General features: G+C 67.9%; 15 protein-coding genes and 1 tRNA gene. 6 read left to right on the forward strand and 10 right to left on the reverse strand.

All coding sequences use genetic code 11. The features are described 5' to 3' along the window. Window positions 1–7: 7 nt before the first annotated feature. Window positions 8–1,906, reverse strand: a complete 1,899-nt coding sequence (locus tag VRZ77_RS00560; protein WP_414590762.1) for a stimulus-sensing domain-containing protein — start codon at window positions 1,904–1,906, stop codon at window positions 8–10. 7 nt (window positions 1,907–1,913) lie between these two features. Beyond that, on the reverse strand, window positions 1,914–2,612 hold the full coding sequence (locus VRZ77_RS00565; RefSeq protein WP_241617878.1) for a response regulator transcription factor: 699 nt from the start codon (window positions 2,610–2,612) through the stop codon (window positions 1,914–1,916). Between the two features lie 225 nt (window positions 2,613–2,837). Between VRZ77_RS00565 and VRZ77_RS00570 the strand changes: the two genes are divergently transcribed. The 3 genes from VRZ77_RS00570 (at window position 2,838) to VRZ77_RS00580 (ending at window position 5,962) form a co-directional block, all read left to right on the forward strand. Then, a complete protein-coding gene (locus VRZ77_RS00570) occupies window positions 2,838–3,572 on the forward strand; it encodes a HugZ family protein (protein ID WP_414590763.1) in 735 nt (244 codons plus the stop codon). A gap of 225 nt (window positions 3,573–3,797) precedes the next feature. After that, on the forward strand, window positions 3,798–5,417 hold the full coding sequence (locus tag VRZ77_RS00575; protein WP_414590764.1) for a phosphoenolpyruvate carboxykinase: 1,620 nt from the start codon (window positions 3,798–3,800) through the stop codon (window positions 5,415–5,417). 35 nt (window positions 5,418–5,452) lie between these two features. After that, window positions 5,453–5,962, forward strand: a complete 510-nt coding sequence (locus tag VRZ77_RS00580; protein WP_414590765.1) for a DUF3016 domain-containing protein — start codon at window positions 5,453–5,455, stop codon at window positions 5,960–5,962. 11 nt (window positions 5,963–5,973) lie between these two features. Here the strand turns inward: VRZ77_RS00580 and VRZ77_RS00585 are convergent, their stop codons facing one another. Next, window positions 5,974–7,368, reverse strand: a complete 1,395-nt coding sequence (locus tag VRZ77_RS00585) for a sodium:proton antiporter (RefSeq protein ID WP_414590884.1) — start codon at window positions 7,366–7,368, stop codon at window positions 5,974–5,976. Window positions 7,369–7,575: 207 nt separating this feature from the next. On the opposite strand from VRZ77_RS00585, the gene recR reads away from it, so the two are divergent. Continuing rightward, window positions 7,576–8,181, forward strand: a complete 606-nt coding sequence (recR, locus tag VRZ77_RS00590) for a recombination mediator RecR (RefSeq protein WP_414590766.1) — start codon at window positions 7,576–7,578, stop codon at window positions 8,179–8,181. On the opposite strand, the gene VRZ77_RS00595 is transcribed toward recR, so the two are convergent. The 6 genes from VRZ77_RS00595 to VRZ77_RS00620 form a co-directional block, all read right to left on the reverse strand. Continuing rightward, window positions 8,178–9,521, reverse strand: a complete 1,344-nt coding sequence (locus VRZ77_RS00595) for an AmpG family muropeptide MFS transporter (RefSeq protein ID WP_414590767.1) — start codon at window positions 9,519–9,521, stop codon at window positions 8,178–8,180. The genes recR and VRZ77_RS00595 overlap by 4 nt on opposite strands. Before the next feature lie 92 nt (window positions 9,522–9,613). Next, window positions 9,614–10,576, reverse strand: a complete 963-nt coding sequence (locus tag VRZ77_RS00600; protein WP_414590885.1) for a transglutaminase family protein — start codon at window positions 10,574–10,576, stop codon at window positions 9,614–9,616. Continuing rightward, window positions 10,573–13,086, reverse strand: coding sequence for a circularly permuted type 2 ATP-grasp protein (locus tag VRZ77_RS00605; protein WP_414590768.1), 2,514 nt, complete (start codon window positions 13,084–13,086; stop codon window positions 10,573–10,575). The genes VRZ77_RS00600 and VRZ77_RS00605 overlap by 4 nt, the downstream gene beginning before the upstream one ends. A 186-nt stretch (window positions 13,087–13,272) precedes the next feature. Next, window positions 13,273–16,584 (reverse strand): DUF2126 domain-containing protein, encoded by a 3,312-nt coding sequence (locus VRZ77_RS00610; RefSeq protein ID WP_414590769.1) that lies wholly within the window; start codon window positions 16,582–16,584, stop codon window positions 13,273–13,275. Window positions 16,585–16,853: 269 nt separating this feature from the next. Continuing rightward, window positions 16,854–20,051: an efflux RND transporter permease subunit gene (locus VRZ77_RS00615; RefSeq protein WP_414590770.1), complete on the reverse strand. Its 3,198-nt coding sequence runs from the start codon at window positions 20,049–20,051 to the stop codon at window positions 16,854–16,856. A 62-nt stretch (window positions 20,052–20,113) separates the two neighbouring features. Beyond that, on the reverse strand, window positions 20,114–21,343 hold the full coding sequence (locus VRZ77_RS00620) for an efflux RND transporter periplasmic adaptor subunit (RefSeq protein WP_414590771.1): 1,230 nt from the start codon (window positions 21,341–21,343) through the stop codon (window positions 20,114–20,116). A 405-nt stretch (window positions 21,344–21,748) separates the two neighbouring features. Between VRZ77_RS00620 and VRZ77_RS00625 the strand changes: the two genes are divergently transcribed. Both VRZ77_RS00625 and VRZ77_RS00630 read left to right on the forward strand, forming a co-directional pair. Then, window positions 21,749–22,102 (forward strand): hypothetical protein, encoded by a 354-nt coding sequence (locus tag VRZ77_RS00625; RefSeq protein ID WP_414590772.1) that lies wholly within the window; start codon window positions 21,749–21,751, stop codon window positions 22,100–22,102. 185 nt (window positions 22,103–22,287) lie between these two features. Beyond that, a tRNA-Ser gene (locus tag VRZ77_RS00630) sits at window positions 22,288–22,377 on the forward strand. A gap of 412 nt (window positions 22,378–22,789) precedes the next feature. On the opposite strand, the gene VRZ77_RS00635 is transcribed toward VRZ77_RS00630, so the two are convergent. Beyond that, complete coding sequence (locus VRZ77_RS00635) at window positions 22,790–24,313, reverse strand: PLP-dependent aminotransferase family protein (RefSeq protein ID WP_414590773.1); 1,524 nt, start codon at window positions 24,311–24,313, stop codon at window positions 22,790–22,792. Window positions 24,314–24,337: the final 24 nt, after the last annotated feature.

Here is a 24,337-nt window from a genome sequence, read left to right on the forward strand (position 1 = left end):
GCGGGCCTCACGCCGCCGGCAGGCGGATGACGAAGCGCGCCCCGCCGGAGAGGCGGACCGGCACCGGCTCGGCCGCTTCCAGCTTCGGCGCGGCTTCCGCCGCCTTGGCGCGGCTGGCACGCTTGCGCGCGGGCTTCGGCGCGGCAGTCACTTCCGCCACCGGGCGGTTCTCGGCCCAGATGCGCCCGCCATGGGCCTCGACGATCTGGCGCGAGATGGAGAGGCCGAGGCCGGAATTCTGGCCGAAGCCCTGCTCCTCCGGCCGGTCGGTGTAGAAGCGCTCGAAAATGCGGGAGAGCGCATGGTCGGGAATGCCGGGACCGTCATCCTCCACCGTGATCTCCACCTCGTCCTTGAGGCGGCGGCAGGTGACGTGGACCTGCCCGCCCTTCGGCGAGAACGAGCGGGCATTGTCGATCAGATTGTTGAACACCTGCCCGAGCCGGGAATCGTGGCCCGGGACGATGAAGGCCGCGCCGCCGGTCGCCGGCTCGAAGCTGAGCTTCACCACGCATCCGTCACCGCGCACCACATCATTGTGCACGCCAGCCACCGCGGTCAGCAGCCGCATCAGGTCGACCGGCTCGGCTTCCTGGCGCTGCAACTCCGCGTCGAGGCGGCTGGCGTCGGAAATATCGGTAATCAGCCGGTCGAGCCGCTTCACATCGTGCTGGATCACCTCCAGCAGACGCCCGCGCGAGGTGTCGGACTTCGCCAGCGGCAGGGTCTCCACGGCGGAGCGCAGTGAGGTGAGCGGATTCTTCAATTCGTGCGACACGTCCGCTGCGAAGCGCTCGATCGCCTCGATGCGGGAATAGAGCGCATCGGTCATGTCGCGCAGCGCGCCGGACAGATGGCCGATCTCGTCGGCGCGGCGGGTGAAATCCGGGATTTCGACGCGCGAACGGGTGCGCCGCCGCACGCGTTCGGCGGCATCCGCCAGCTTGCGCACCGGCCCGGCGATGGTGCCGGCGAGCAGCAGCGACAGCACCACCATGACCACCATGGCGACCAGGAACACGCGCACGATGACGAGGCGCTCGGCCGTCACCGCCGCCTCGATTTCCCCGCTATCGGTGGAGAGCAGCAGCGCGCCGAGAATGGCGCGGAAACGCTGCACCGGCACCGCCACCGACACGATGACCTGCCCGCGCTCGTTCACCTGCACCGAATAGGCGTTACGTCCCTGCAGCGCATCGGCGACCTCGGGATAGCCCTTGCCGTTATTGGGCCCGAGATCCTTATAGAGCGGCAGGTCGCCGCGCTCGAACCACAGGTTCAGCTTGTTCCAGGTCTTCTCGAACCAGTTCGGCCGGCGCTCGGTCGGCGGCGGCATCTCGAAGCGCAGAATCTCGCCCTTGGAGTACAGCGAGCGCGAATCCAGCAGCAGGCCGCCATCCCGGTCATAGATGCGGGCATTGGTGCCGGTCGGCTTGACGAGGCGCGTCAGCACCGGGGCGACGCGCTCGGGATTGATCGGGAATTCCAGCGGCGCGAAGCCGTCCTCGCCCGGCCCGTAGCTCTCGCCCGCCTGCAGTTCCAGCAGCCGTTCCGGGTCGATGGTGATGGCGTTGGTCTCGACCTGCGCGGCACCGGCGATGGCGGCCGCGATGATCTCGCCCTGCACCAGCAGGCTCTGCACGCGGGCATCGATCAGGCCGGCACGGAATTCGGACAGGTAGAGAATGCCCGAGACCAGCGCCACCATGCCCGCAAGGTTCAAGAGGACGATGCGGCGCCGGAGGCTGGAGAAGCTCTTGAAGGCGACGAAATTGCGTGCACGCCGCAATGCGCCGAGGACGCCGGCAAGGCGCCCGGCCTTCTTCGGCGCCGAGGCCGTCGCGCCGCCGTCTTCCGGCGGCTGGTCCTCGTCGGTCACGCCGCGCGTGGAATCGGGATCGAGCAACGAGCGCTCACTCCTTGAAGCGGTAGCCGACACCGTACAGCGTCTCGATCATCTCGAAGCTGTCGTCCGTGACCTTGAACTTCTTGCGCAGCCGCTTGATGTGGCTGTCGATGGTGCGGTCGTCGACATAGACCTGATCGTCATAGGCCGCGTCCATCAGCGCGTTGCGGCTCTTCACCACGCCGGGGCGGGTGGCGAGCGCCTGGAGGATCAGGAACTCGGTCACGGTCAGCGTGACGTTCTCGCCCTTCCAGGTGCAGGTATGGCGCTCGGGGTCCATGCGCAGCAGGCCGCGCTCCAGCACCTTGGCGCTGTCGGTCTCGCGCGGGGCGGTGCCGTCCTTGGGCGCGAAGCGGCGCAGCACCGCCTTGACGCGCTCCACCAGCAGGCGCTGGGAGAACGGCTTCTTGATGAAGTCGTCGGCGCCCATCTTGAGGCCGAACAATTCGTCGATCTCATCGTCCTTGGAGGTGAGGAAGATCACCGGCATGTCGCTCTTCTGGCGCAGGCGACGCAGCAGCTCCATCCCGTCCATGCGCGGCATCTTGATGTCGAAGATGGCGAGGTCGGGCGGATTGGTCTTGAAGCCGTCGAGAGCGGTAGCGCCATCCGTATAGGTCTGGATCCGGTAGCCTTCGGATTCGAGGGCGATCGAGACGGAGGTGAGGATATTGCGGTCGTCGTCGACGAGAGCGATGGTCGGCATCTCAACACTTTCTGGTTCGGCGGCGGTCGTGGCGCACAGTGCGGTGAACCGTGCCGGCGTGGCCATAATGTGACACGCAAGACGAGTCGAGCGAAAATAGCGCGTTTTTAGGCACATAGCCAACGCGCCCGCGTCGCCGTCCCCAACGGCCTTGACGCCGGGCCGCCCGAAGCCCCACCTGAACAGGGTATCAAGAGGCGGTTCGAGACGATGGGAGCGCGGACGATGAGCGGCGAGGCGGCAGGCGAATTCGATGCGGCGGGCGCGGTGAAGCGGCTGCTGCGCGAGGCGCGCACGGGGGCGCTGGCGACGCTGGAGGCCGACGGCCATCCCTATGCCTCGCTGGTGCAGGTCGCGACCCTGCCGGACGGATCGCCGGTTCTGCTGCTCTCCGGCCTTGCCCGCCACACCAGCAATCTCAAGGGCGATCCGCGCGTCTCGCTGATGCTGGACGAGCGCCGGCTCGGCGACGAATTGCAGGGCTCGCGCGTCAGCCTGAAAGGCCGGATCGCCACCGCGCCCGACCAGGAGCTGGCGCGCCGACGCTTCCTCGCCCGCCACCCCGACGCCACCGGCTTTGCCGGCTTCCGCGACTTCGCCTTCTACGCGATCACGCTGGAAAGCGCGCATCTGGTCGCCGGCTTCGGACGCATCCTCGATCTCGACGCCGAGGAGTTCCTGACCGCGCTCGACGGCGCGGACGAGCTGATCGCGGCGGAGGAGAGCGCGATCGCGCACATGAATGCCGACCATGCCGATGCCATCGCGCTCTACGCCACCGCGCTTCTGGGTGCCCCGTCGGGCGCGTGGCGGCTGACCGGGCTGGACCCGGAAGGCTGCGACCTGATGTCCGGCGAACTGGCGCGCCGGCTCGATTTCGGCCGGCGGGTAGCGAGCGGGGCCGAACTGCGCGCGGTTCTGGTCGAGCTTGCCACCAGGGCACGCCAGACGGCGGCGTGAGGCGCGGCCGGCATGTGTGGAAGGCGGGGACGGTCGCCAGGAACCCGCCGCGCGCGGGCGCGGGCCCAGCAATCCTTACCGCTTCGTTAACCTCTGCGGGAGGTTAATGCGGTCACGCGCATGGCGTGCTTTGGCCACAGTTCCGACCCGGAATCTCATCCAAATCGCCCGATACCTCCTCCAGGGTGGCGCGCAACAGTATCGCGTAACCTGAAGGAGCTGCCCGTGCAGGAAACCGGCACACGCAACCCGAACCACGGCGCCGACGCCTCCGGCCTCTCGGGCACCGGCAAGGTGTTCTGGAATCTCACCGAGCCCGCCCTCTATGAGCGCGCCATCGCGCGCGGCGAGGCGCGGCTCTCCGATTCCGGCGCGCTCTCCGCCGACACCGGCGCCCATACCGGCCGCAGCCCGGCCGACCGCTTCATCGTCCGCGACGAGACGACGGAAGAGACGGTCTGGTGGGACAACTCCAATGCCATGTCCCGTGAGAACTTCGAGGCGCTGAAGGCGGATTTCCTCGCCCATGCCGCCGGCCGAACCCTGTTCGCGCAGGACCTGCATGCCGGCGCCGACCCGGCGCAGCGGCTGAAGGTGCGGGTGTTCACCGAGCACGCCTGGCACTCGCTGTTCATCCGCACCCTGCTGCGCCGCCCCGCGCGCGCCGATCTGGCCGATTTTGCCCCGCAGCTCACCATTCTCTGCGCACCCGCCTTCCGCGCCGAGCCGGAAAAGCACGGCACGCGCTCCTCCACGGTCATCGCCTGCGACTATGCCAACGGCCTTATCCTGATCGGCGGCACCGCCTATGCCGGCGAGATGAAGAAATCGGTGTTCGGCTATCTCAACTATCTGCTGCCCGAGCGCGGCGTACTGCCGATGCATTGCGCAGCCAATATGGGCGAGGAAGGCGACGTCGCCCTATTCTTCGGCCTGTCCGGCACCGGCAAGACCACGCTCTCCGCTGATCCCGCCCGCGCGCTGATCGGCGATGACGAGCATGGCTGGAGCCGCGAGGGCGTGTTCAATGTCGAGGGCGGCTGCTACGCCAAGACCATCCGCCTCTCGGCGGAGAGCGAGCCACAGATCTTCGCCGCGACCCGGCATTTCGGCACCGTCCTGGAGAATGTCGTGCTCGACGCCGACAGCCGGGTGCCGGACTTCGACAGCGCCGCGCTCGCTGAGAACGCCCGCGCCGCCTATCCGCTGGACGTCATCGCCAATGCCCGCGCCGATGGGCTCGGCGGCATTCCGCGCCATATCGTGATGCTGACCTGCGACGCCTTCGGCGTGATGCCGCCGATCGCCAAGCTCACCCCGGCGCAGGCGATGTATCACTTCCTCTCCGGCTACACCGCCAAGGTTGCGGGCACCGAGGAAGGCGTAAAGGAGCCGCAGGCCACCTTCTCCGCCTGCTTCGGCGCCCCGTTTATGCCGCGCCACCCCTCGGTCTACGGCAATCTGCTGCGCGACCTAGTGGCCGAGCATGGCGTGGAATGCTGGCTGGTCAACACCGGCTGGACCGGCGGCAAGGCCGGCGATGCCGGCGCCCGGCGCATGCCGATCGAAGCGACGCGCCGTTTGGTCGCCGCCGCGCTCGACGGTTCGCTTGCCGAGGCCGAATACCGCACCGATCCGCATTTCGGCTTCGCGGTGCCGACCTCCGTGGAGGGTATCGAGCCGCGCCTGCTCGATCCCGCGCGCGCCTGGGCCAGCCGCATGGACTACGCCATGACCGCGCGCCGGCTGGTCGGCCTGTTCAGCGACAATTTCGCCCGCTTCGAGCCGGCGGTGGACGAGGATGTCCGCCACGCGCAGCCGCGCATGGCCATGGCGGCGGAATGATGCGAGGCTGGCCGCCTGCACCGCAGGAGGCCCGCATGTTTCATCGACGCCTGTGCGGGGCGGCCACGCTCGCCGCCCTGCTGCTTCCCGCCTTCGGACTGACCGCCGCGCAGGCCGCGACGCGCGTCAGCTTCATCGCCCCGCAGACCTACACCGACGGCAATTTGACCTGGGGCCCGGTGGACCAGCGCCTGACGCTGGAAGGGCTGGAGCGCATCCTGCTCCGCCTCGCCCACCGCTATGTCCCGGCCGGCACTGACCTCGATATCGAGGTGCTCGACATCGACCTTGCCGGCAAGATCGACCCGCTGCGCTCGCGCACCAATACGCTGCGGGTGATGCGGCAGGACACCTGGCCGCAGATGCGCCTGCGCACCACGCTGCGCCGCAACGGGCGGATCGTCGCGCAGAGCGAGGAGCGGGTCCTCAAGGTCAATTACCTGATGGACCCGATCGCGATCCGCTCCGACGACCGGCTGCGCTTCGAGAAGGCGATGCTCGCCGACTGGTTCGCCAAAAGGTTCGCCGCCCAGCCCGCCGGCTGAGCGGCGCGCGCCTACAGGAAGTAGAGCCAGGTCAGCAGGGCGAAGCACGGCAGCAGGAACACGCCGGACCACGCCATGTAGCCGAAGAAGCTCGGCATGTTGACCCCGCGGCTTTTGGCGATGGCCAGCACCATGAAGTTCGGCGCGTTGCCGATATAGGTCAGCGCGCCCATGAACACCGCTCCCGCCGAGATCGCCTCCAGCGTCACCGCATAGCGCGCCATCAGCTCCTGCGCGTCGCCGCCGGCAAGGTTGAAGAACACCAGATAGGTCGGCGCATTGTCGAGGAAGCCGGAGAGGATGCCGGTCATCCAGAAATAGCCGGCATTCACCGGCCCGCCGTTCTCGTCCGTCACCAGCGCCACCAGCGGGGCGAGCACGCCGTCCGGCCCGGCCTTGAGGATGGCGATCACCGGGATGATGGTGAGGAAGATCGCCGCGAACAGCTTGGCAACCTCGCGGATCGGCTCCCAGTCGAAGCCGTTGCGCTCGCGGATGAAGGCCGGGGTGATCCAGACCGAAATGCCGGCGAGCACCAGCAGCGTCACGTCCCGCGCCAGCGAGGGCAGCGGCAGATGTGTGCCGGCGATGTTGAACTCGATGCCCGGCTTCCACAGCGCGCTCATCAGGATCGCCGCGATCACGCCGCCCAGCAGCGGAATGTTGCGCAGCCCGATCAGGCGCAGCGCCTCGGTGTCCGGCGTCGGGTCGGCCTTGGCGGGCATCCCCTCTTCCTTGCCGTAGAAATAGCGGTCCAGCACATAGAACACCGCGAGCAGGATCGCGGCGATCAGCGCGGTGTCGTGGAACAGATGCTGCGTGGTCCAGAAGAAGTCGACGCCCTTCAGGAAGCCCAGGAACAGCGGCGGATCGCCGAGCGGGGTCAGCGAGCCGCCGATGTTCGACACCAGGAAGATGAAGAACACCACGGTGTGGACATTGTGGCGCCGGTTGTCGTTGGCGCGCAGCAGCGGGCGGATCAGCACCATCGAGGCGCCGGTGGTGCCGATGATGCTGGCCAGCACCGTGCCGATAGCGAGCAGCAGCGTGTTCACCGCCGGGCTGCCATGGAGGTTGCCGCTGAGCAGGATGCCGCCGGAAATGGTGAAGAGCGCGAACAGCAGGATGATGAACGGGATGTATTCCAGCAGCGCGGCGTGGACGACCTCATAGATCGCAACGTCCCCGCCCTCGACCGCGATGAACGGAATGAGAAAGGCCAGACCCCAGAACAGCGCGACCTTGCCGTAATGGTGATGCCAGAAATGCGGGAGCAGCAGCGGAAACAGCGCGATGGACAGCAGCATGCCGGCGAAGGGGATACCCCAGATCAGCGACAGCGTGGTCCCGTCCAGCCCGGCTCCCTCGGCGGCATGTGCCGGCGCGAGCCCGGCGAGCACAACCATCGCCGTCAACGGCAGGACTTTCCTCATCGGCACGTTCCCCCTTTTTCCGAGAGATTTCGGGTAGCAACCCCCCTTCCTCCTGTCGAGCAAAACCGGTCCGCCCTGATACCGATGTGAACGGCGATGCCCGGCGCCGGCGGATTGCCATCGCCTCCTCCCGTGCTAGAGCATGGGACAGGCCGTCAGGCCCCTGCCCCGAGGATTAATATGCGCCGCGCCGTCGCCGGACCCGAGATCGAACGCCTGATCCAGCTTCTGGCCCGCGTGCCGGGACTCGGGCCGCGCTCGGCCCGGCGCGCGGCACTCCAGCTCATCAAGAAGCGCGAATCGCTGATGGCCCCACTGGCCGGCGCCATGGAAGAGGTGCTGGGCAAGATCACCACCTGCCAGGTCTGCGGCAATCTCGACGTCACCTCGCCATGCTCGGTCTGCGCCGACGAGACGCGCGAGGCCGGCATCCTCGTCGCGGTCGCCGATGTGTCAGACCTCTGGGCGCTGGAGCGCTCGGGCGCGGTGAATGCGCGCTACCATGTGCTCGGCGGCACGCTCTCCCCGCTCGATGGCATCGGCCCGGACGACCTCAACCTCACAAGCCTGGTCGCGCGGGTGACCCGCGAGGGCACCGGGGAAGTGCTGCTCGCCCTGCCCGCCACGGTCGATGGCCAGACCACCGCGCATTACATCACCGAACTGCTGCGCGAGACCGGGGTGAAGGTCACAAGGCTCGCCCATGGTGTGCCGGTTGGTGGCGAGCTCGACTATCTCGACGAGGGCACGCTGGCCGCGGCGATCCGGGCGAGGACCAGCTTCTAGCCCTTCCCGCCCGCCAGTTCGCGGAAATGCCCGCGCGCCTGGAGATAGGCCAAGAGCGCGAGGCCGGGCAGCGCGGCGACGGCGGTAATGGCGAAGAAGGTCATCCAGCCGGTCGATTGCGCGATGAAGCCGGCGCCCGAGGCAAGGAAGGTGCGCCCGACCGCCGCCAGCGCGGTCAGCAGCGCATATTGGGTGGCGGTGTGGGCGCGGTCGCCGCACAGCGCCGAGATATAGGCGACGAAGATCACCGTGCCGATCGCGCCGGTGAAATTCTCGACGATGATGGTCGCGGTGAGCGCGGGCAGGTTCACCCCCATCCACGCCTGCCAGGAGAAGGCGAGGTTCGAGGCCATCTGCAGCAGCCCGCCGACCCACAGGCTGGTGGACAGCGGCAGCGTCCGCGCGATCAGTCCGCCGGCGAAGCCGCCGATCAGCGCGCTGGCGAAGCCCACACCCTTGACGATGCCGGCATAGGCCGCCTTGTCGAAGCCGATATCGATGACGAAGGCGCCGGTCAGCACGCCGGCAAAGGCGTCGCAGAACTTGTACAGCACCACGAACAGCAGGATCGCGATCGCGCTACGCCGTGACAGGAACTCGCCGAACGCCCCGACCGCGGTCTGCGCGATGCGCCTGAGCACCGGCACATCGTGCTTCACCGGGTCTGCGCCCGCCGGTTCCTTCGCCAGCAGCGAGGCGATGAGCCCGACGCCGACCATCAGCGCGGCGCAGAAATAGCCCCAGGCCCAGACGTCGCCGCGCGGCACGCCCAGCACCTCGAACCACGCCACCAGCAGCACCACTCCCGCGCCCGAGGCCAGCATGCCGACGCGATAGGCCGCGACATAGCCCGCCATGCCGGCGGCCTGCTCGCGCACCTCAAGGCTCTCGACGCGGAAGGCATCGACCACGATGTCCTGCGTCGCCGAAGCGGCGGCGACCAGCAGCGCGCCGAGCGCGACATGCCAGGGCGCGGTCACCGGGTCCTGAAAGCCGAGCCACACCACGGCCAGGGCGAGCAGGAGCTGGGTGAACACCAGCCAGCCGCGCCGCCGTCCCAGCCAGCGCCCGAGCAGCGGCACGTCGAGCGCGTCGACCAGCGGTGCCCAGACGAACTTGAAATTGTAGGGAACGCCGACCAGCGCGAACAGGCCGATGGTGGCGAGGTTCACCTTGGCCTCGGCCATCCAGATGGTGAGCGTGGCGCCGGAGAGCGCCAGCGGCAGGCCGGAGGAGAAGCCGAGCAGGATGACGATGAGCACGCGCGGGCGCAGATAAACCGCAAGGCTCGCCAGCAGGCCGTCAGCTTCGGCATCGGCGCGTCGGGTGGCGTCGGTCATGTCAGAGCTTCATCCGGGAGCGATTCGCCAGAAGGATCGCCCATCTGTATCCCGCAACACCAGCCCTGTCGCGGGCGGCGCGGCGCGCGGCCTCAGCCCTTCGCCGGCCCGCCGCCGGAGCCCGGCGTGACCGGGCCGGCGCGCGCCGCCCGCGCGGCCTCGCCCGGCACGGCCTTCTCGACCACAGGGATGACGTCCACCGCCACCGAGAGCTTTTGCCGGCCCGAGCCGATCAGCACACCGCCGATCGGGGCAACGTCGGAATAGTCGCGGCCATGGGCCAGCACGACATGGTCGGTCGCGACCACCAGCGCATTGGTCGGGTCGAGTCCCTGCCAGCCGATATCCTCCCCGCACCACACCGAAACCCAGGCATGGGTGGCGTCCGCGCCCTGAAGCCGCTCCTGTCCGGGCGGCGGCTCGGTGCGCAGGAAGCCGCTGACATAGGCCGCCGGCAGGCCGAGCCCGCGCAGGCCCGCAATCATGATATGCGCGAAATCCTGGCACACCCCGGCCCGCATCTCGAACGCCTCCAGCGGCGGGGTCGAGACGTCGGTGGCGCGGGAATCATAGGTGAACTCCTCGTGCAGCCGGTTCATCAGGTCGATGGCGCCCTCCAGCATCGGGCGCCCGGCCGGGAAGCTCTTGGCCGCCCATCGGGTGATCGCCGCGCTGAGCGGCACGGCGGGGCTGGCGAACAGGTGATGGGCGGGCGAGGCGGGGCCGATCTCGGTCGAGGTGAAGGCCGCCTCGCGCACATCCTCCCAGGCCGGGCTGGCCAGCGGATCGTGCGGGGGACCGGCCTCCACCACCACCCGCGCGCTGGTGCGCACCACGAAGCTGGTATGGGCGGTCTCGATGCGGATATGCACCACCTTGTTGCCGAAGAAATCGCGCGCCTCCCGCCATTCCACCGGCTCGGGCTCCACCGCGAAATGGCTGACGATGACGCGCTGTCCCGGCCGGTCCACCGGCACCATGCGCACCACATGCCGCGCCACCGGCACCGGATGGGCGTAGCGGTAGGAGGTGGTCTGGAGGATGTCGTACATCATGCCAGGAAGTCCCATGGCGTCTCCACCGGCAGGCGGTGGATGAAATAGCGCTCGGCGATGTCGTTCGACAGTTCCATCAGCTCGGCCTCGATCTCACGCAGCCGCGCATCGTCGAACTCGTTGGCGCTGAACGCCTTCATCGCCGCCGACAGCCGCGCCGCCACGCGCTCCTCCGGCGGAGGGGGCTCGTCGGCATGGTGGCCGGGCAGCGTGTCGAGATGGTCGAGCAGGCAGTCGATCTGAAACGCCAGCGAGCGCGGATTGACCGGATCCAGCAGCACCAGGTCGAGCACCGGGGCGCGGCTCTCGGTCATCACATAGCGCGATCGATAGGTGATCTGGCTGTCGCACAGCTCCAGCAGCACGTCGAGCGTGCCGGCGGTCGGGGCTTCGCCGACAAGCGCGCGGGCGAAGCGGCAGGTGGCGATGCCGCGCTCGATGCGCCGGCCGAGATCGAGAAAGCGCCAGCCGGCGAGCCGGTTCATGTTCTCCGAGGCGAGGCCGGAGAAGGCGGCGAGCCCGCGCAGCGCGCGGTCGGAGCGCTCATAGGCATCCGCCTCCGCGCCGCCGGGCGGCACCGGCTCGGCGACCAGAACGGCGAGGTCGGCCAGCGTGCGCCAGGCATCGGGCGACAGGCGGTCGCGGATCACCGAGGCGGTATGGCGGGCGTTCTCGATCAGGTTCGGCAAGGCGCCGGGCAGGTCGCGCCGCGACAGCGCCGCCAGCGCATGGCGCGCCGGCTTGCCGCGCGCGAGGTCCGCCGGCACCGCGCCCCAGGCCTGGAGCAGGCCGAGCAGCTTGTCGACGGACTGCCCGCCGCCTTCGGTCGAGGAGGACAGCCGCCCGACCAGCGTGCGCAGCAGCCGGAGCGTGGTTTCGGCGCGCTCGACATAGCGGCCGAGCCAGAAGAAATTATCGGCCGCGCGGCTCGGCAGCGGGCCGGTCTGGCGGCGGATTTCCACGCGGTCGGCGGGCGGCAGCAGCGTGAGCTGCTCCACCGGGTTCTCATCCAGAACCCAAACGTCGGCGGAGCGGCCGCCGCGCTGCATGGTCACGGCGCGGGCGTCGAGCCGGTCGGAGACGCGGCAGAAGCCGCCGGGCATCACCTTCCAGCCGTCGTCGGTCGCGGTGACGAAGATGCGCAGGATGAACGGGCGCGGCTCCAGCCGACCGTTCACCCAGACCGGCATGGTCGACATCCGCACCGCTTCCTGCCCGACAATATCGATGCCGCGGGTGCGGATGGCGTTCTCGATCGCGGCGCGGCGCGCGGGGGGGAGGTCGGCGCCGATCACCGGGCCGTCCTCCATCAGCCCCGGCAGCGGGCGCTGGAAGGCGGGGGCGAGGATGAGGTCGTCGAGCGTGTCGAGCACGCGCTCGCGCTCGGCCTCCTGCCCGCACCACCACGTCGCGACATTGGGCAGGATCAGGTCCTCGCCGAGCACGCGCGGACCGAGCTTGGGCAGGAAGCCCATCATGGCCGGGGATTCGATAAGGCCCGAGCCGAGCGCGTTGACCATGGCGACGCCGCCGGCGCGGATCGCCTGCACCACGCCGGGAATGCCGAGATGCGAACGCGGGTTCAGCTCCAGCGGATCGGCGAAATCGGCATCGAGGCGGCGCAGCAGCACGTCGACCCGCTTGAGGCCGGCGACGGTGCGGACATAGACCACATTGTCGCGCACCGTGAGGTCCTCGCCCTCCAGCAGTACGAAGCCGAGGTAACGCGCCAGATAGGCGTGCTCGAAATAGGTCTCGTTCAGCGGGCCGGGGGTGAGCAGCCCCACCCGCCCCTCGCCGGAACGGTCGAGCCGGGTGAGGTTGGCACGCAGCGCCTGGAAATAGCTGGCAAGGCGCTCGACATTCAGCGCGCGGGCGAGGTCCGGCAGGGCACGGGCGATCGCGATGCGGTTCTCCAGCGCGTAACCGGCGCCCGAAGGCGACTGCGTGCGGTCGGAGAGCACCCACCAATTGCCGTCCGGCCCGCGGCCGATATCGGCGGCGTAGATCTTGAGGAAGCTGCCGCCATGGGGATCGACGCCGACCATGGGCCGCAGGAAATCCGGCGAGCCGGCGACGGCGGCGGCCGGCAGCGCGCCCGAGCGCACCAGTTGGCCCTCGCCGTAGAGGTCGGAGAGCACGCCCTCCAGCAGTTGGGCGCGCTGGATCAGCCCGCGCTCCAGCGCGCGCCATTCCACCTCGTCGATCACCAGCGGCAAGTGCGAGAGCGGCCAGGGCCGCTCGCCGCCGCCCGGATCGTCATAGACGCGGTAGAACACGCCGGAACGGTAAAGATGGCGGTCGGCGGCGGCGAAGCGTCGGTTCACCTCGTCCACGCCCATCTCGGCGAGCGCGGCCAGCATCGAGTTCCAGTGAGGGCGGGGAGTTCCGTCAGCGGCGACCAGCTCGTCGTGCACGCCCGGAAGCGGCTGATAGCCCGCGAGCAAAGCGTCCACCGCTTCCGCCTCGAAGCGACGCGTCAGCGCCTGCGGGTCTGTGCGTCCAGCCATGGCGTCCTCTATGCGCGCCGCAAAGGGACCGGCGCAAGCAGGGCCGGCCGGCAATCCACGGGTGTTTCCATCCGCCACCCCATCACGGCACAACGGCAGGCCGGACCGGCGGAGCACGCCGCCCTGGCCGTCCCGGCACGCTCGTCGACGGCCAGCCGGTCCAGCTACCGCACCCGATTGCCGGCCTTACACGCCCGGCGGGCGCCGCAGGTCGAGGGTGACGGGGAACTCCCCGCTCGGCTCCTCGGGCGGCACGAACAGATAGCCCGGTGTGTGGCCGAAATGCTGGAACCGCGCCAGTCGCCGCGCCTGCGCCTCGTAGGAGTTCACCGGGAACGTATCGTAGTTTCGCCCGCCGGGATGCGCCACATGATAGACGCAGCCGCCGAGCGAACGGTTCGACCACAGGTCCACGATGTCGAAGGTGAGCGGGGCATGGACCGGGATGGTCGGGTGCAGGCCCGAGGCCGGCTGCCACGCCTTGAAGCGCACACCCGCGACATATTCGCCGAAGCGCCCGGTCGGGACCAGCGGCAGGCGCCGGCCGTTGCAGGTGACGATATGGCGGATCGGGTTGAGGCCCTCGACGCGGGCCTGAAGCCGCTCCACCGAGGAATCGACGAAGCGCACCGTGCCGCCGATCGCGCCTTCCTCGCCCATGACGTGCCACGGCTCTAGCGCCTGACGGATTTCCAGCGACACCCCGCCATATTCCACCTGCCCGAAATAGGGGAAGCGGAACTCGCGCTGCGCCTCGAACCACATCGGATCGAAGCGGTAGCCGGCGCCGCCGAGGTCGTGCAGCACGTCCATGAAATCCGACCACACAAAGTGCGGCAGCATGAAGCGGTCGTGCAGCGCCGTGCCCCAGCGGGCCAGCTTGCCCTCCTGCGGCTCGCGCCAGAACCAGGCGATCAGCGCGCGCAGCAGGAGCTGCTGGGCAAGGCTCATGCGCCAGTCCGGCGGCATCTCGAACGAGCGGAACTCGACCAGGCCAAGCCGGCCGGTCGGGCCGTCCGGCGAGAACAGCTTATCGATGCAGATTTCCGAGCGATGGGTGTTGCCGGTGACGTCGGTCAGCAGGTTGCGGAACAGCCGGTCGACCAGCCAGGGCGGCGGCGCCTGTCCGACGCCGGGCGCCGGGACGTTGGCGAGCGCGATTTCCAGCTCGTACAGCGCGTCGTGTCGCGCCTCGTCGATGCGCGGGGCCTGCGAGGTCGGGCCGACGAACAGGCCCGAAAACATGTAGGACAGCGAGGGATGGCGCTGCCAGTAGATGATGAGGCTCTTGAGCAGGTCCGGCCGGCGCAGGAACGGACTGTCCGCCGGCATGGCGCCGCCGACCACGACATGGTTGCCGCCGCCGGTGCCGGTGTGGCGCCCGTCGACCATGAACTTCTCGGTGCCGAGCCGCGACAGCCGCGCTTCCTCATAAAGGTCGCGGGTGATCTCGACGCAGGTCTGCCAGTTCGACGCGGGATGGACGTTTACCTCGATCACGCCCGGATCGGGGGCGACGCGGATCACGTTGAGGCGCGGATCGACCGGCGGGGTGTAGCCCTCGATATGCACCGGCAGCTTGAGCTCGGCGGCGGTGACCTCGATGGCGGCGAGCAGCTCCAGATAGTCCTCCAGCCGCTCGGTCGGCGGCATGAACACGCAGAGCCGGCCGTCGCGGGGCTCGATCGAGAGCGCGGTGCGCACCGAGCCGGTGCCGGTCAGCACCTGCTCCACCTTTTCCTGATGCCCCTCATCGGAGGCCGAGCGGCGGTAGCGCTGGTGCAGCACCTCCACATCCGGCAGTTCGCCGGTGATGGTCATCGGATCGGCGGGGTTGATGTAGGGATAGGCCGCCGGCGGCACCCAAGGCAGGCTGGCGAGCGGCAGCCGGTAGCCCACCGGGCTGTCGCCGGGCATGAGGAACAGCTTGCCGCGCCGGAAATTCCACTTCTCGCTCACCCAGCCGCGCTGCGCGCGGGCCTGCCAGCGCTGGATCGGCAGCACATAGCCGCTCGGCTTGCCGAGGCCGCGCTCGAACACGCGGCTGAAGCGCGCGCGCTCTTCCGGGTTCTCCAGCTTGGAATTCAGCGGATCCACATTGTCCGGCAGATCGCCTTCCTTGAGGATCCAGTAGGCCGGGTCTTCATAGGCCGGCTCGACATAGCCGGTGGCGAGGCCGAGGCGGGCGGCGAGATTGGTGGTGAAGGCCTCGGCCTGCGCGATCTTGGCCGAGGTCTGCGATTCCAGCGCGACCAGGCTCGGGTCGCGCCAGATCGGCTTGCCGTCCTTGCGCCAGTAAAGCGAGAAGGTCCAGCGCGGCAGGCTCTCGCCGGGATACCACTTGCCCTGGCCGTAATGGAGCATGCCGCCGGGGGCGAAGCGCTTGCGAATCCGGCGCACCAGATCGTCGGCGCGCATGCGCTTGGTCGGGCCGACGGCGGAGGTGTTCCACTCCGCGCTCTGGTAGTCGTCGATCGAGATGAAGGTCGGCTCGCCGCCCATGGTCAGGCGCACGTCCTGCGCCGCGAGGTCGGCATCCACCCGGTCGCCCAGCGCGTCGAGCGAGGCCCAGGCGTCGTCGGAGAACGGCAGGGTCACACGCGGCTTCTCGGCGACGCGCGTCACCCGCATGTCGAAATCGAACTCGGTCTTGGTGCCCTCGGGCGCGCTGAACGAGCCGGTGATCGGCGCGGCGGAGACGTAGTTCGGCGTGGCGCAGAGCGGCAGGTGGCTCTCGCCGCACAACAGGCCCGAGGTCGGGTCGAGCCCGATCCAGCCGGCGCCGGGGAGATAGACCTCGCACCAGGCGTGCAGATCGGTGAAGTCCACCTCGGTGCCGGTGGGGCCGTCGAGCGCCTTCACGTCCGGCTTGAGCTGGATCAGGTAGCCCGAGACGAAGCGCGCGGCGAGGCCGAGCCGGCGCAGGATCTGCACGAGGAGCCAGCCGGAATCGCGGCACGAGCCGGCGGCGAGCGAGAGCGTCTCGTCCGGGCTCTGGACGCCGGGCTCCATGCGGATCAGGTACTTCACGTCGTGCTGGAGGCTCTGGTTCAGCTCGACAAGGAAATCGACGGTCGGGCTGCCCACCTTGGGGCGCCATTTCTCGACATAGGCGTCGAGCAGCGGGCCGCCCTCCTCCTTCTCCAGATAGGGGATCAGCTCCTTGGCGAGGTCTGTCGTGTAGGCGAAGGGCAGCTTCTCGGCATATTCCTCGACGAAGAAGTCGAAGGGGTTGTAGACCGTCATGTCCGCGATCAGGTCGACCTCGATGCGGAACTCCGTCACCGGCTCGGGGAAGACGAAGCGGGCCATCCAGTTGCCGAACGGGTCCTGCTGCCAGTTCACGAAATGGTTCGAGGGCGTGACCTTGAGCGAGTAGCTCTGCACCGGCGTCCGGCAATGCGGCGCGGGGCGCAGCCGGATGATCTGCGGCCCGAGCGTGATCGGGCGATCGTATTTGTAGGCCGTGACGTGATGCAGGCTGGCGAAAATGGTCATAGGCACCAACTGAAAAAACGGAACCACCGCGCGAGGCGAACAGCTTAGGCGGGCACACCGGGGGACGGAAGCCGTTTCCCGCCGCGCCCTCCGACGAACGCAGGATTCGTGCCGCATGGTTTACCGTTACGTCGCGGCGCCGCATCGGCGCGCGCGCGGCATGCCCGCCTGATTAAGCACCACGCGGACGCTGGAGAGGCGGGATTCTGCTGCTTATTCAGGCGCCGGCGCGAGGCCGCTCACGCGCCGCGGGTCCGCGACGCCGGTGCTCAGCGCACCGGGGTCGCCTCGCCGGCGGGCGGCGGGGCGTCGCCATGGTTCGCGTCGCCGTGAGCCGCGGGGGTCTTCTTTCGGCCGCGCCATTCCTCGAAGCGCTGCAGCACCGTGTAGAAGGACGGCACGAACAGCACGGCGAGGCAGGTCGAGGCCAGCATGCCGGAGAACACCGCGATGCCGATCGACTTGCGCGAATTGGCGCCGGCGCCGGTGGCCAGCACCAGCGGCAGAACGCCCAGAATGAAGGCAAAGGAGGTCATGAGGATCGGGCGGAACCGCAGCCGCGCCGCCTCCACCGCCGCATCCATGATCTCCATGCCCTCCGCCCGCTTCTCGCGCGCGAACTCGACGATCAGGATCGCGTTCTTGGCCGAGAGCGCGATCAGCAGGATCAGGCCGATCTGTGTGTAGAGATTGTTGGCGATGCCGAGCCCGGTCAACGCGCCCACCGTGCCGAGCAGCGCCAGCGGCACCGCGAGCAGCACCGCGAAGGGCTGGATCCAGCTTTCATACTGGCCAGCGAGCACGAAATAGACCAGCAGGATCGCGAGACCGAACACGTAGTAGATCTCGTTGCCGACCACCTCTTCCTGGTAGGACATCGCGCTCCACTCGTAGCCCATGCCCGGCGGCAGGCTCTTGCTCGCGACCTGGCCCATGATGTCCAGCGCCTGACCCGAGGAAAAGCCCTGGGCAGAGCCGCCGACGATGGTCGCCGCCGGATAGAGATTGTAGAGCGTGATCATCGAGGGGCCGAACACCGGCTTCACTTCCGCCAGCGTGCCGATCGGCACCATCTCGCCGGCCGGGGTGCGGATCTTGAGGTTCAGCACCTGCTCAGGCGTGCGGCGGAACTCGGATTCGGCCTGGATATAGGCCTGGAAGGTCTGGCCGAACTGGTTGAACTGCGTGACGTAGCTCGACCCGATATAACCCTGGATGGTCGCGAACACCTGCCCGACCGTGACGCCCAGCGTCTCCGCCTTGATGCGGTCGATCGACAGGAAATATTGCGGCACGTCGGCGCGGAACGAGGTGTTCAGGTGCTGCAACGCCGATTGCGAGCCGGCATTGCTCACCACCTGCTGGGTCGCCGCCTGCAATTCGGTGAAGTCGAAGCTGCCATTCTTGGATTCCACCATCATGGTGAAGCCACTGGCATTGCCGATGCCCTGGATCGGCGGGGGCACCAGCACGAAGGTGATGGCCTGCTGCTCGGCCTGCAGCGCCTTGTTGAGCGAGGTGTAGATTTCGAGCAGCCCCTGCCCGGCCTTGTCGCGCTCGTCCCAGCTCTTGAGGATGACATAGGCGACGCCGGCATTGGGCAGCGTGGCATTGTTGTCGAGCACCGAGATGCCGGAAATGGAGATCACGTTCTCCACCCCCGGCGTGTCGGAGGCGATCTGGGAGATGCGCGCCATGACCTCGTTGGTGCGCTCCAGCGAGGCGGCGTCGGGAAGCTGCGCGCCGATCAGCACATAGCCCTGGTCCTCGGTCGGCAGGAAGGCGGTCGGCACCCGGGTCAGGCCCCACATCGCGATGCCGATCAGCACGAGGGCCACGGTCACGGTCAGGTAGCTGACCCCGACCATGTGCCGGATCAGGCCGGCGTACCAGTGCTCGGCGCGGTCATACACCGCGTTGAAGCCGCGATAGAAGAAATTGCGCTCCTCGGGCGGCACCGGCTTGCGCAGCCAGAGCGCGCACTGCGTCGGCTTCAGCGTCATCGCGTTGATCGCCGAGATGAACGCGGTGGCGGCGATGACGAGCGCGAACTGCTGGTAGAGCTGGCCGGTGAGGCCCGGCATGAAGGCCGCCGGGATGAACACGCTCATCAGCACCAGCGTGATGCCGATGATCGGGCCGAACAGTTCGTCCATCGCCTTCTCGGCCGCCTGCCGCCCGGGGAGGCCGCGCTCGATGTGTCGCGCCACGCCTTCCACGATCACGATGGCGTCGTCGACCACGATGCCGATGGCGAGCACGATGGCGAACAGGGTCGACAGGTTGACGGTGAAGCCCATCGCCGCCATCGCGGCGAAGGAGCCGATGATGGTGACCGGCACCGTGGTCGCCGGCACCAGCGTCGCGCGCCAGTCCTGAAGGAAGACCAGGATGACGATCAGCACCAATATGCCGGCCTCGAACAGGGTCTTGTACACCTCGGTCACCGAGGCGTTGACGAAGACCGTGGTGTCGAACGGAATCTGGTAGGAGAGGCCCGGCGGGAAGTTCTTCGCGAGCTGGGCCATCTTGTCGCGCACTTCCTGCGCGACCTGCAGCGAATTGGCCTCGGGAAGCTGGTAGATGCCGAGCGCCGCCGCCGGCTTGCCGTTGAAGGTGAACACCTGGCTGTAGGTCTGGGCGCCGAGTTCGACCCGGCCGACGTCGCGCACCCGGGTGATCTGGCCGCCATTGGCGTTGTCGACCTTGACGATGATGTTCTCGAAATCCGCCGCTTTGTCGAGCCGGCCGGCGATGTTCAGCGTGAACTGGAAATCCTGGCCCTTGGGCATGGGCGGCATGCCGATCATGCCGGAGGCGACTTCCTGGCTCTCCTGCTGGATGGCGTCGATCACCTGCTGCGGGGTGAGCCCGCGCGCCTGGAGCTGGTTGGGATCGAGCCAGACGCGCATGGCATATTCGCCGGCGCCGAACACGCTGACATTGCCGACGCCGCTGAGGCGGGCGATCTCGTCCTGCAGGTTGATCACGCCGTAATTGGCGAGGAACAGGCTGTCATAGCGCCCGTCGGGCGAATACAGCGTGACGAATTGCAGGATCGAGGTCGACTTCTTCTGCGTGGTCACGCCCTGCACCTGCACCGCCTGCGGCAGCGATGACATGGCGATGGCGACCCGGTTCTGCACCAGAACCTGCGCGAAATCGGGATCGGTGCCGATGGCGAAGGTGACGGTCAGCGTGTAGGTGCCGTCGCTGGCGCTGGTGGACTGCATGTAGAGCATGCCTTCGACGCCGTTCACCTGCTGCTCGATCGGCAGGGCGACGGTATCGACCAGCGTGCGGGCACTCGCGCCCGGATAGAGCGTGGTCACCTGCACCGTGGGCGGCACGACATTGGGATATTGCGCCACCGGCAGCTTGAGCAGCGCCACCGTGCCGATCAGCACGAAGACCAGGGCGAGGACGTTGGACAGAACCGGCCGTTCGATGAAGAAGCGGGAGATCATGGATCGGACTTTCGGTTCGGGCTGACCGTTGGCTCAGGAGAACCGGCGCGCGGCCGGGCTGTTCAGGGCTTGGCCGGCGTCGGCGCGGGAGGCGTCGTGGCTGAAGGCGGCGCAGCAGAAGGCGTCGCAGCAGGAGGCGTCGTGGCCGCCGGAGCGGCCGCGGCGGGAGGTGCGGGCGGCGGCGCCACCACCTCGGGGTCCACCTTGGCGCCCGGCACCGCGCGCTGGATGCCGCCGACGATCACCTTGTCGTCCGCCGACAGGCCGGATTCGATCACCCGCAGCCCGCCATAGAGCTGCCCGGGGGTCACGATCTTCTGCTCGACCACATTGTCCTTGCCGACCACGAGCACGTAGCTGCCCTGCTGGCCGGAACCGATCGCCGTGGGATCCACCAGCAGCGCGTCGGGCATGTGCTGGACCGGCACCCGCACCCGCACGAACAGACCCGGCAGCAGCGCCAGCTTCTCGTTCTCGAACACCGCGCGCGCCAGCAGCGTGCCCGTGGACGGGTCGATCTGCGGGGCAGCGTAGTCAAGCTGGCCCTTGTGGGGGTAGTCGTCGCCCTCGTTCTGCAGGCCGATGTCGATTTCGACATCACGTACCTGCTCGATGGTACGCCCGCTCTCCGCCAGCGTCTGCTTGATGCGCAGCACCTGATTTTCGCTCAGGTTGAAATAGGCATAGATCGGATTCATCTGGATCAGCGTGGCGAGCTTGGTGGGCTCGGCATGGCCGACCAGCTGACCGACATCGGCCAGATGCCGGGTGACGATGCCGTCGAACGGCGCGGTCACCTGAGTGTAGCCGAGGTTGATGGTGGCGATCTCGACATTGGCCGTCGCCTCGTCGACGGCGGCCTTGGCCTGCTCCATCGTCGCCCGCGAGCGATCGACCACCGCCTGCGAGGAGAAGTCCTGCTGGCCGAGCGTGGACTGGCGGCCATATTCGGTCTGGGCGTTGGTGTACTGCGCCTGCGCCGAGGCGAGCTGCGCCTTGGCCTGGTCGAGATTGGCCTTGTAGGTGTCCTGCTGGATCAGGAAGAGCTGCGTGCCCTTCTTCACCTGCGCACCGTCGGTGTAGTTGATCTGGTCGAGGAAGCCCTCGACCCGCGCCACGAGGTCGATCTCGCCCACCGAGGCGGTATTGCCCGTCAGCTCAAGATAGCGGGTCACGCTTTGCTGGACCGGCGAGGTGACGGAGACCTTGGGCGGCGGCGGCGGAACATATTCGTTCTTCTCGCCGCAGGCGGCCAGCACGAGGGAGAGGCCGCCGACGGCCGCAACGCCCATCCAGCCGCGCCGCGATACCGCCTGACGCGCATTCGGACCCATCTCACCCCCCATGACCGGCACCACTCTGACTCGGAACCATTCTCCTGCGCGAAATATACCGGCGCCCATCTGATTGTCTAGCAGCCGCGACGTCAACGATCTAGAAATGACGCATGATAATTTCATGTATTAGTAAAATATACTTGCTCTCTACACAGGGAATCGCGTCAACATGACAAGTATAATCAGCTACCGGCCAGCCGGAGCTGGCGCCCACCGCCGGCCGGCGCCAGCAAGCCCGATGGTGCGGCGCAGAAATGAGACGAATTTTGATGGATTCACCCTAGGCGGCGGCACCTGCCCATTCTACTGAATAGGGCGTTTGCGAAGCGCCCTGCCCTATCCTTAGATGCGAGAGCCGCCATGAAGCCGATCGGATTTGCCGCGCTCCTCCTGTGCACCCCGTTCGCCGCCGGCGGCGCGGTCGCCGACGTCTCGGGGCTGACGCTGACGCAGGGCGACATCTTCGCCGACCCGGTGGGCACGGTGATGGATGTCTCCGTGGCGAATAGCGGGACGGCGACCGTGGCGGCGGTGCAGGTCACCTGCACTTTCTCCGAGGGCGGCAAGCCGGCCGGCACGGTGAGCACCATCCTCTACAACATCACGGCGGGCGGCACCGGCGACGGCCGGATGCAACTGATGGGCACCAGCGCGCACAGCGCCACCTGCACGTTGGCCGACGTCCCCGCCGGGACTCCGATGCCCTCGAACTGACGGGCCCGCGGCGGGTCGCGCGGGGGCCTCGCACGCAGACGGTTGAAAATCCCGGCGGGCGTCTTGCCACGCGGTCGCGCTTCGCTATATTCCGCGCCTCTTCGTCCGGCGCCGCGCCATCCTCACAGGAACGCGGATATCGTGGGACGCGGAAGAATGCGCGGGCCGACAAGGCCGGCGCCGCAGGAGGGGTGGCCGAGTGGTTGAAGGCGCACGCCTGGAAAGTGTGTATACGGGAAACCGTATCGCGGGTTCGAATCCCGCTCCCTCCGCCATTTCAGTCCCAAACTGGGCACGCCCAGCGTAGCCGTTTTCCCTCCTGAGACGGCACCCAGCGTTCGGAGCAGGTCTCCTTTCGATCCGATGATGCGGACTTCCCTCGCTCCGACCTCGACTCGCTGAGCCAGGGCGCGCAAATGATCGCGCCGGTAGCCGCCGCCTTCGATACGCATGCGCTTGCGAGCGATGTCGGCGAAACGCACCACCAAGGACGGCGTCGCCCTTGAAGTCCTCGGTGAAGTTCGCTTTGCCCATCGGGGCCTCCTTGCCTCAAAATTTAGGGAAGAAGGCGTCCAGGAATCTAGGGGCGGTTCACTTCGGCAACGGACAGGTTGTTATATACGTCAGGTACGCCACGGCGATGGATGAAGATCGGCTAGATGAGTGAAGCAGCATCTACCCGATCTGTCAGCTGGCCTTCTTTTGTGTTCCATCATCGCGCTCCATCTCGACAAAAACGTCACGGAGAATGCCCATCCCTTCGGCCATCTGGTCTTCGCCGAAGGCGCTGAAGCCGAGCGTGACGAGATGATCGACCTCGGCTTCGCGTGCGAGAGCGGCGATGGGCAGGATCTCCAGCCCTCGTTGCGCCGCGGCTTCCGCGACCCGTTTCCCGCTCAGCCCTGGCGACAGAGTGGCGATGATCTCCATGCCGGTATTGGTAGGGGCGGCGGTCATCCACCGGGAAAGGTGGCGGTCGATCGCCTGCAGCAGATAATCCTGCCGCCGCGCATAGAGCCGCCGCATGCGCCGCACATGGGTCGCCAGATGGCCATCCTTCATGAAGCGGGCGACCAGCGCCTGTTCCAGCATCGGCGAATAGCGCCCGACAATGGCGCGCGCCGAGACGAAAGCCTCGACCAGAGCCTCCGGCAGCACCGCGAAACCCAAACGGAGGCCCGGAAACAGCATCTTGCTGAAGGTGCCGAAATACAGGACGCGACCCTCGCGATCCAGCGCGTGCAGCGCCGGCATCGGACGGCCGGCATAGCGGAACTCCGTATCGTAATCGTCCTCCAGCACCCAGGCGCCAGCGGCGCCGGCCCAGTGCAGCAGGGCATGGCGTCGCTCGAGGCTGGTTTCCATGCCGAGCGGGAACTGTTTGGAAGGCGAGACATAGACGAGGCGGGCATCGGGGGCGAGAACAATGCCGCGCTCCACGTCGATCCCCTCCTCATCGACAGGCACGGCGACGGGAATGGCGCCCGCGGCGGTCGCCGAGGCATAGATGCCGTCATAGCCCGGATCCTCGCACCAGACCCGCTCGCCGGGGGTGAGCAGGATGCGGCAGGCGAGATCCACTGCATGCTGCGCCCCCGCGAAGATGACGATGTTCTGCGGGGTACAGGTAAGCCCGCGGCTGAGCGCGACATGCTCGGCAATGGCGACACGGAGCGGCTCATAGCCCTGCGGATCGCCTTCCCCCAGCAACTCGCCGGCGGCATCGGGATCCAGCCCTCGATAAAGGGTTGCGGCAAGGCTGGCCCATTGCCGGACCGGGAACATGTCGACCGCCGGAAAATTGGCGCGGAACGGCACGGGCCGGCGCATGTGCCGAAGGGTGGATGGCGCATGGGTGATCGCCGAATCCGGCGCCATGGACCGGCGGAGATGCCCGGCCGCCTCTATCGCGGGATTTATGCGCGCCGAGGCCTTTGCCGGGCGCTGTTCGGGGAGCTCTCGCGAGACATAGGTGCCGGAACCGGTAACGGGCTCCAGATAGCCTTCGGAAATCAGGTGGTCGAAGGCCAGCAACACGGTGTTGCGCGATACCCCCAGCAGGTCGGCAAAGTCCCGCGTCGAGGGAAGCTTCTCGCCCGGCCGCAGCGCGCCGGCGGTGATTTCCTCCACGAGCCGCTTATAGAGTTGCCGGTGCAACGGTGCATCGGCAACCCTGTCGATATGCAGCGCAAGCGAATCCAGCAGCCTCACAATGCCTCCGCGATCTGATCGATC

It is taken from the genome of Ancylobacter sp. G4_0304 (assembly GCF_047501495.1).
GTDB lineage: Bacteria > Pseudomonadota > Alphaproteobacteria > Rhizobiales > Xanthobacteraceae > Ancylobacter.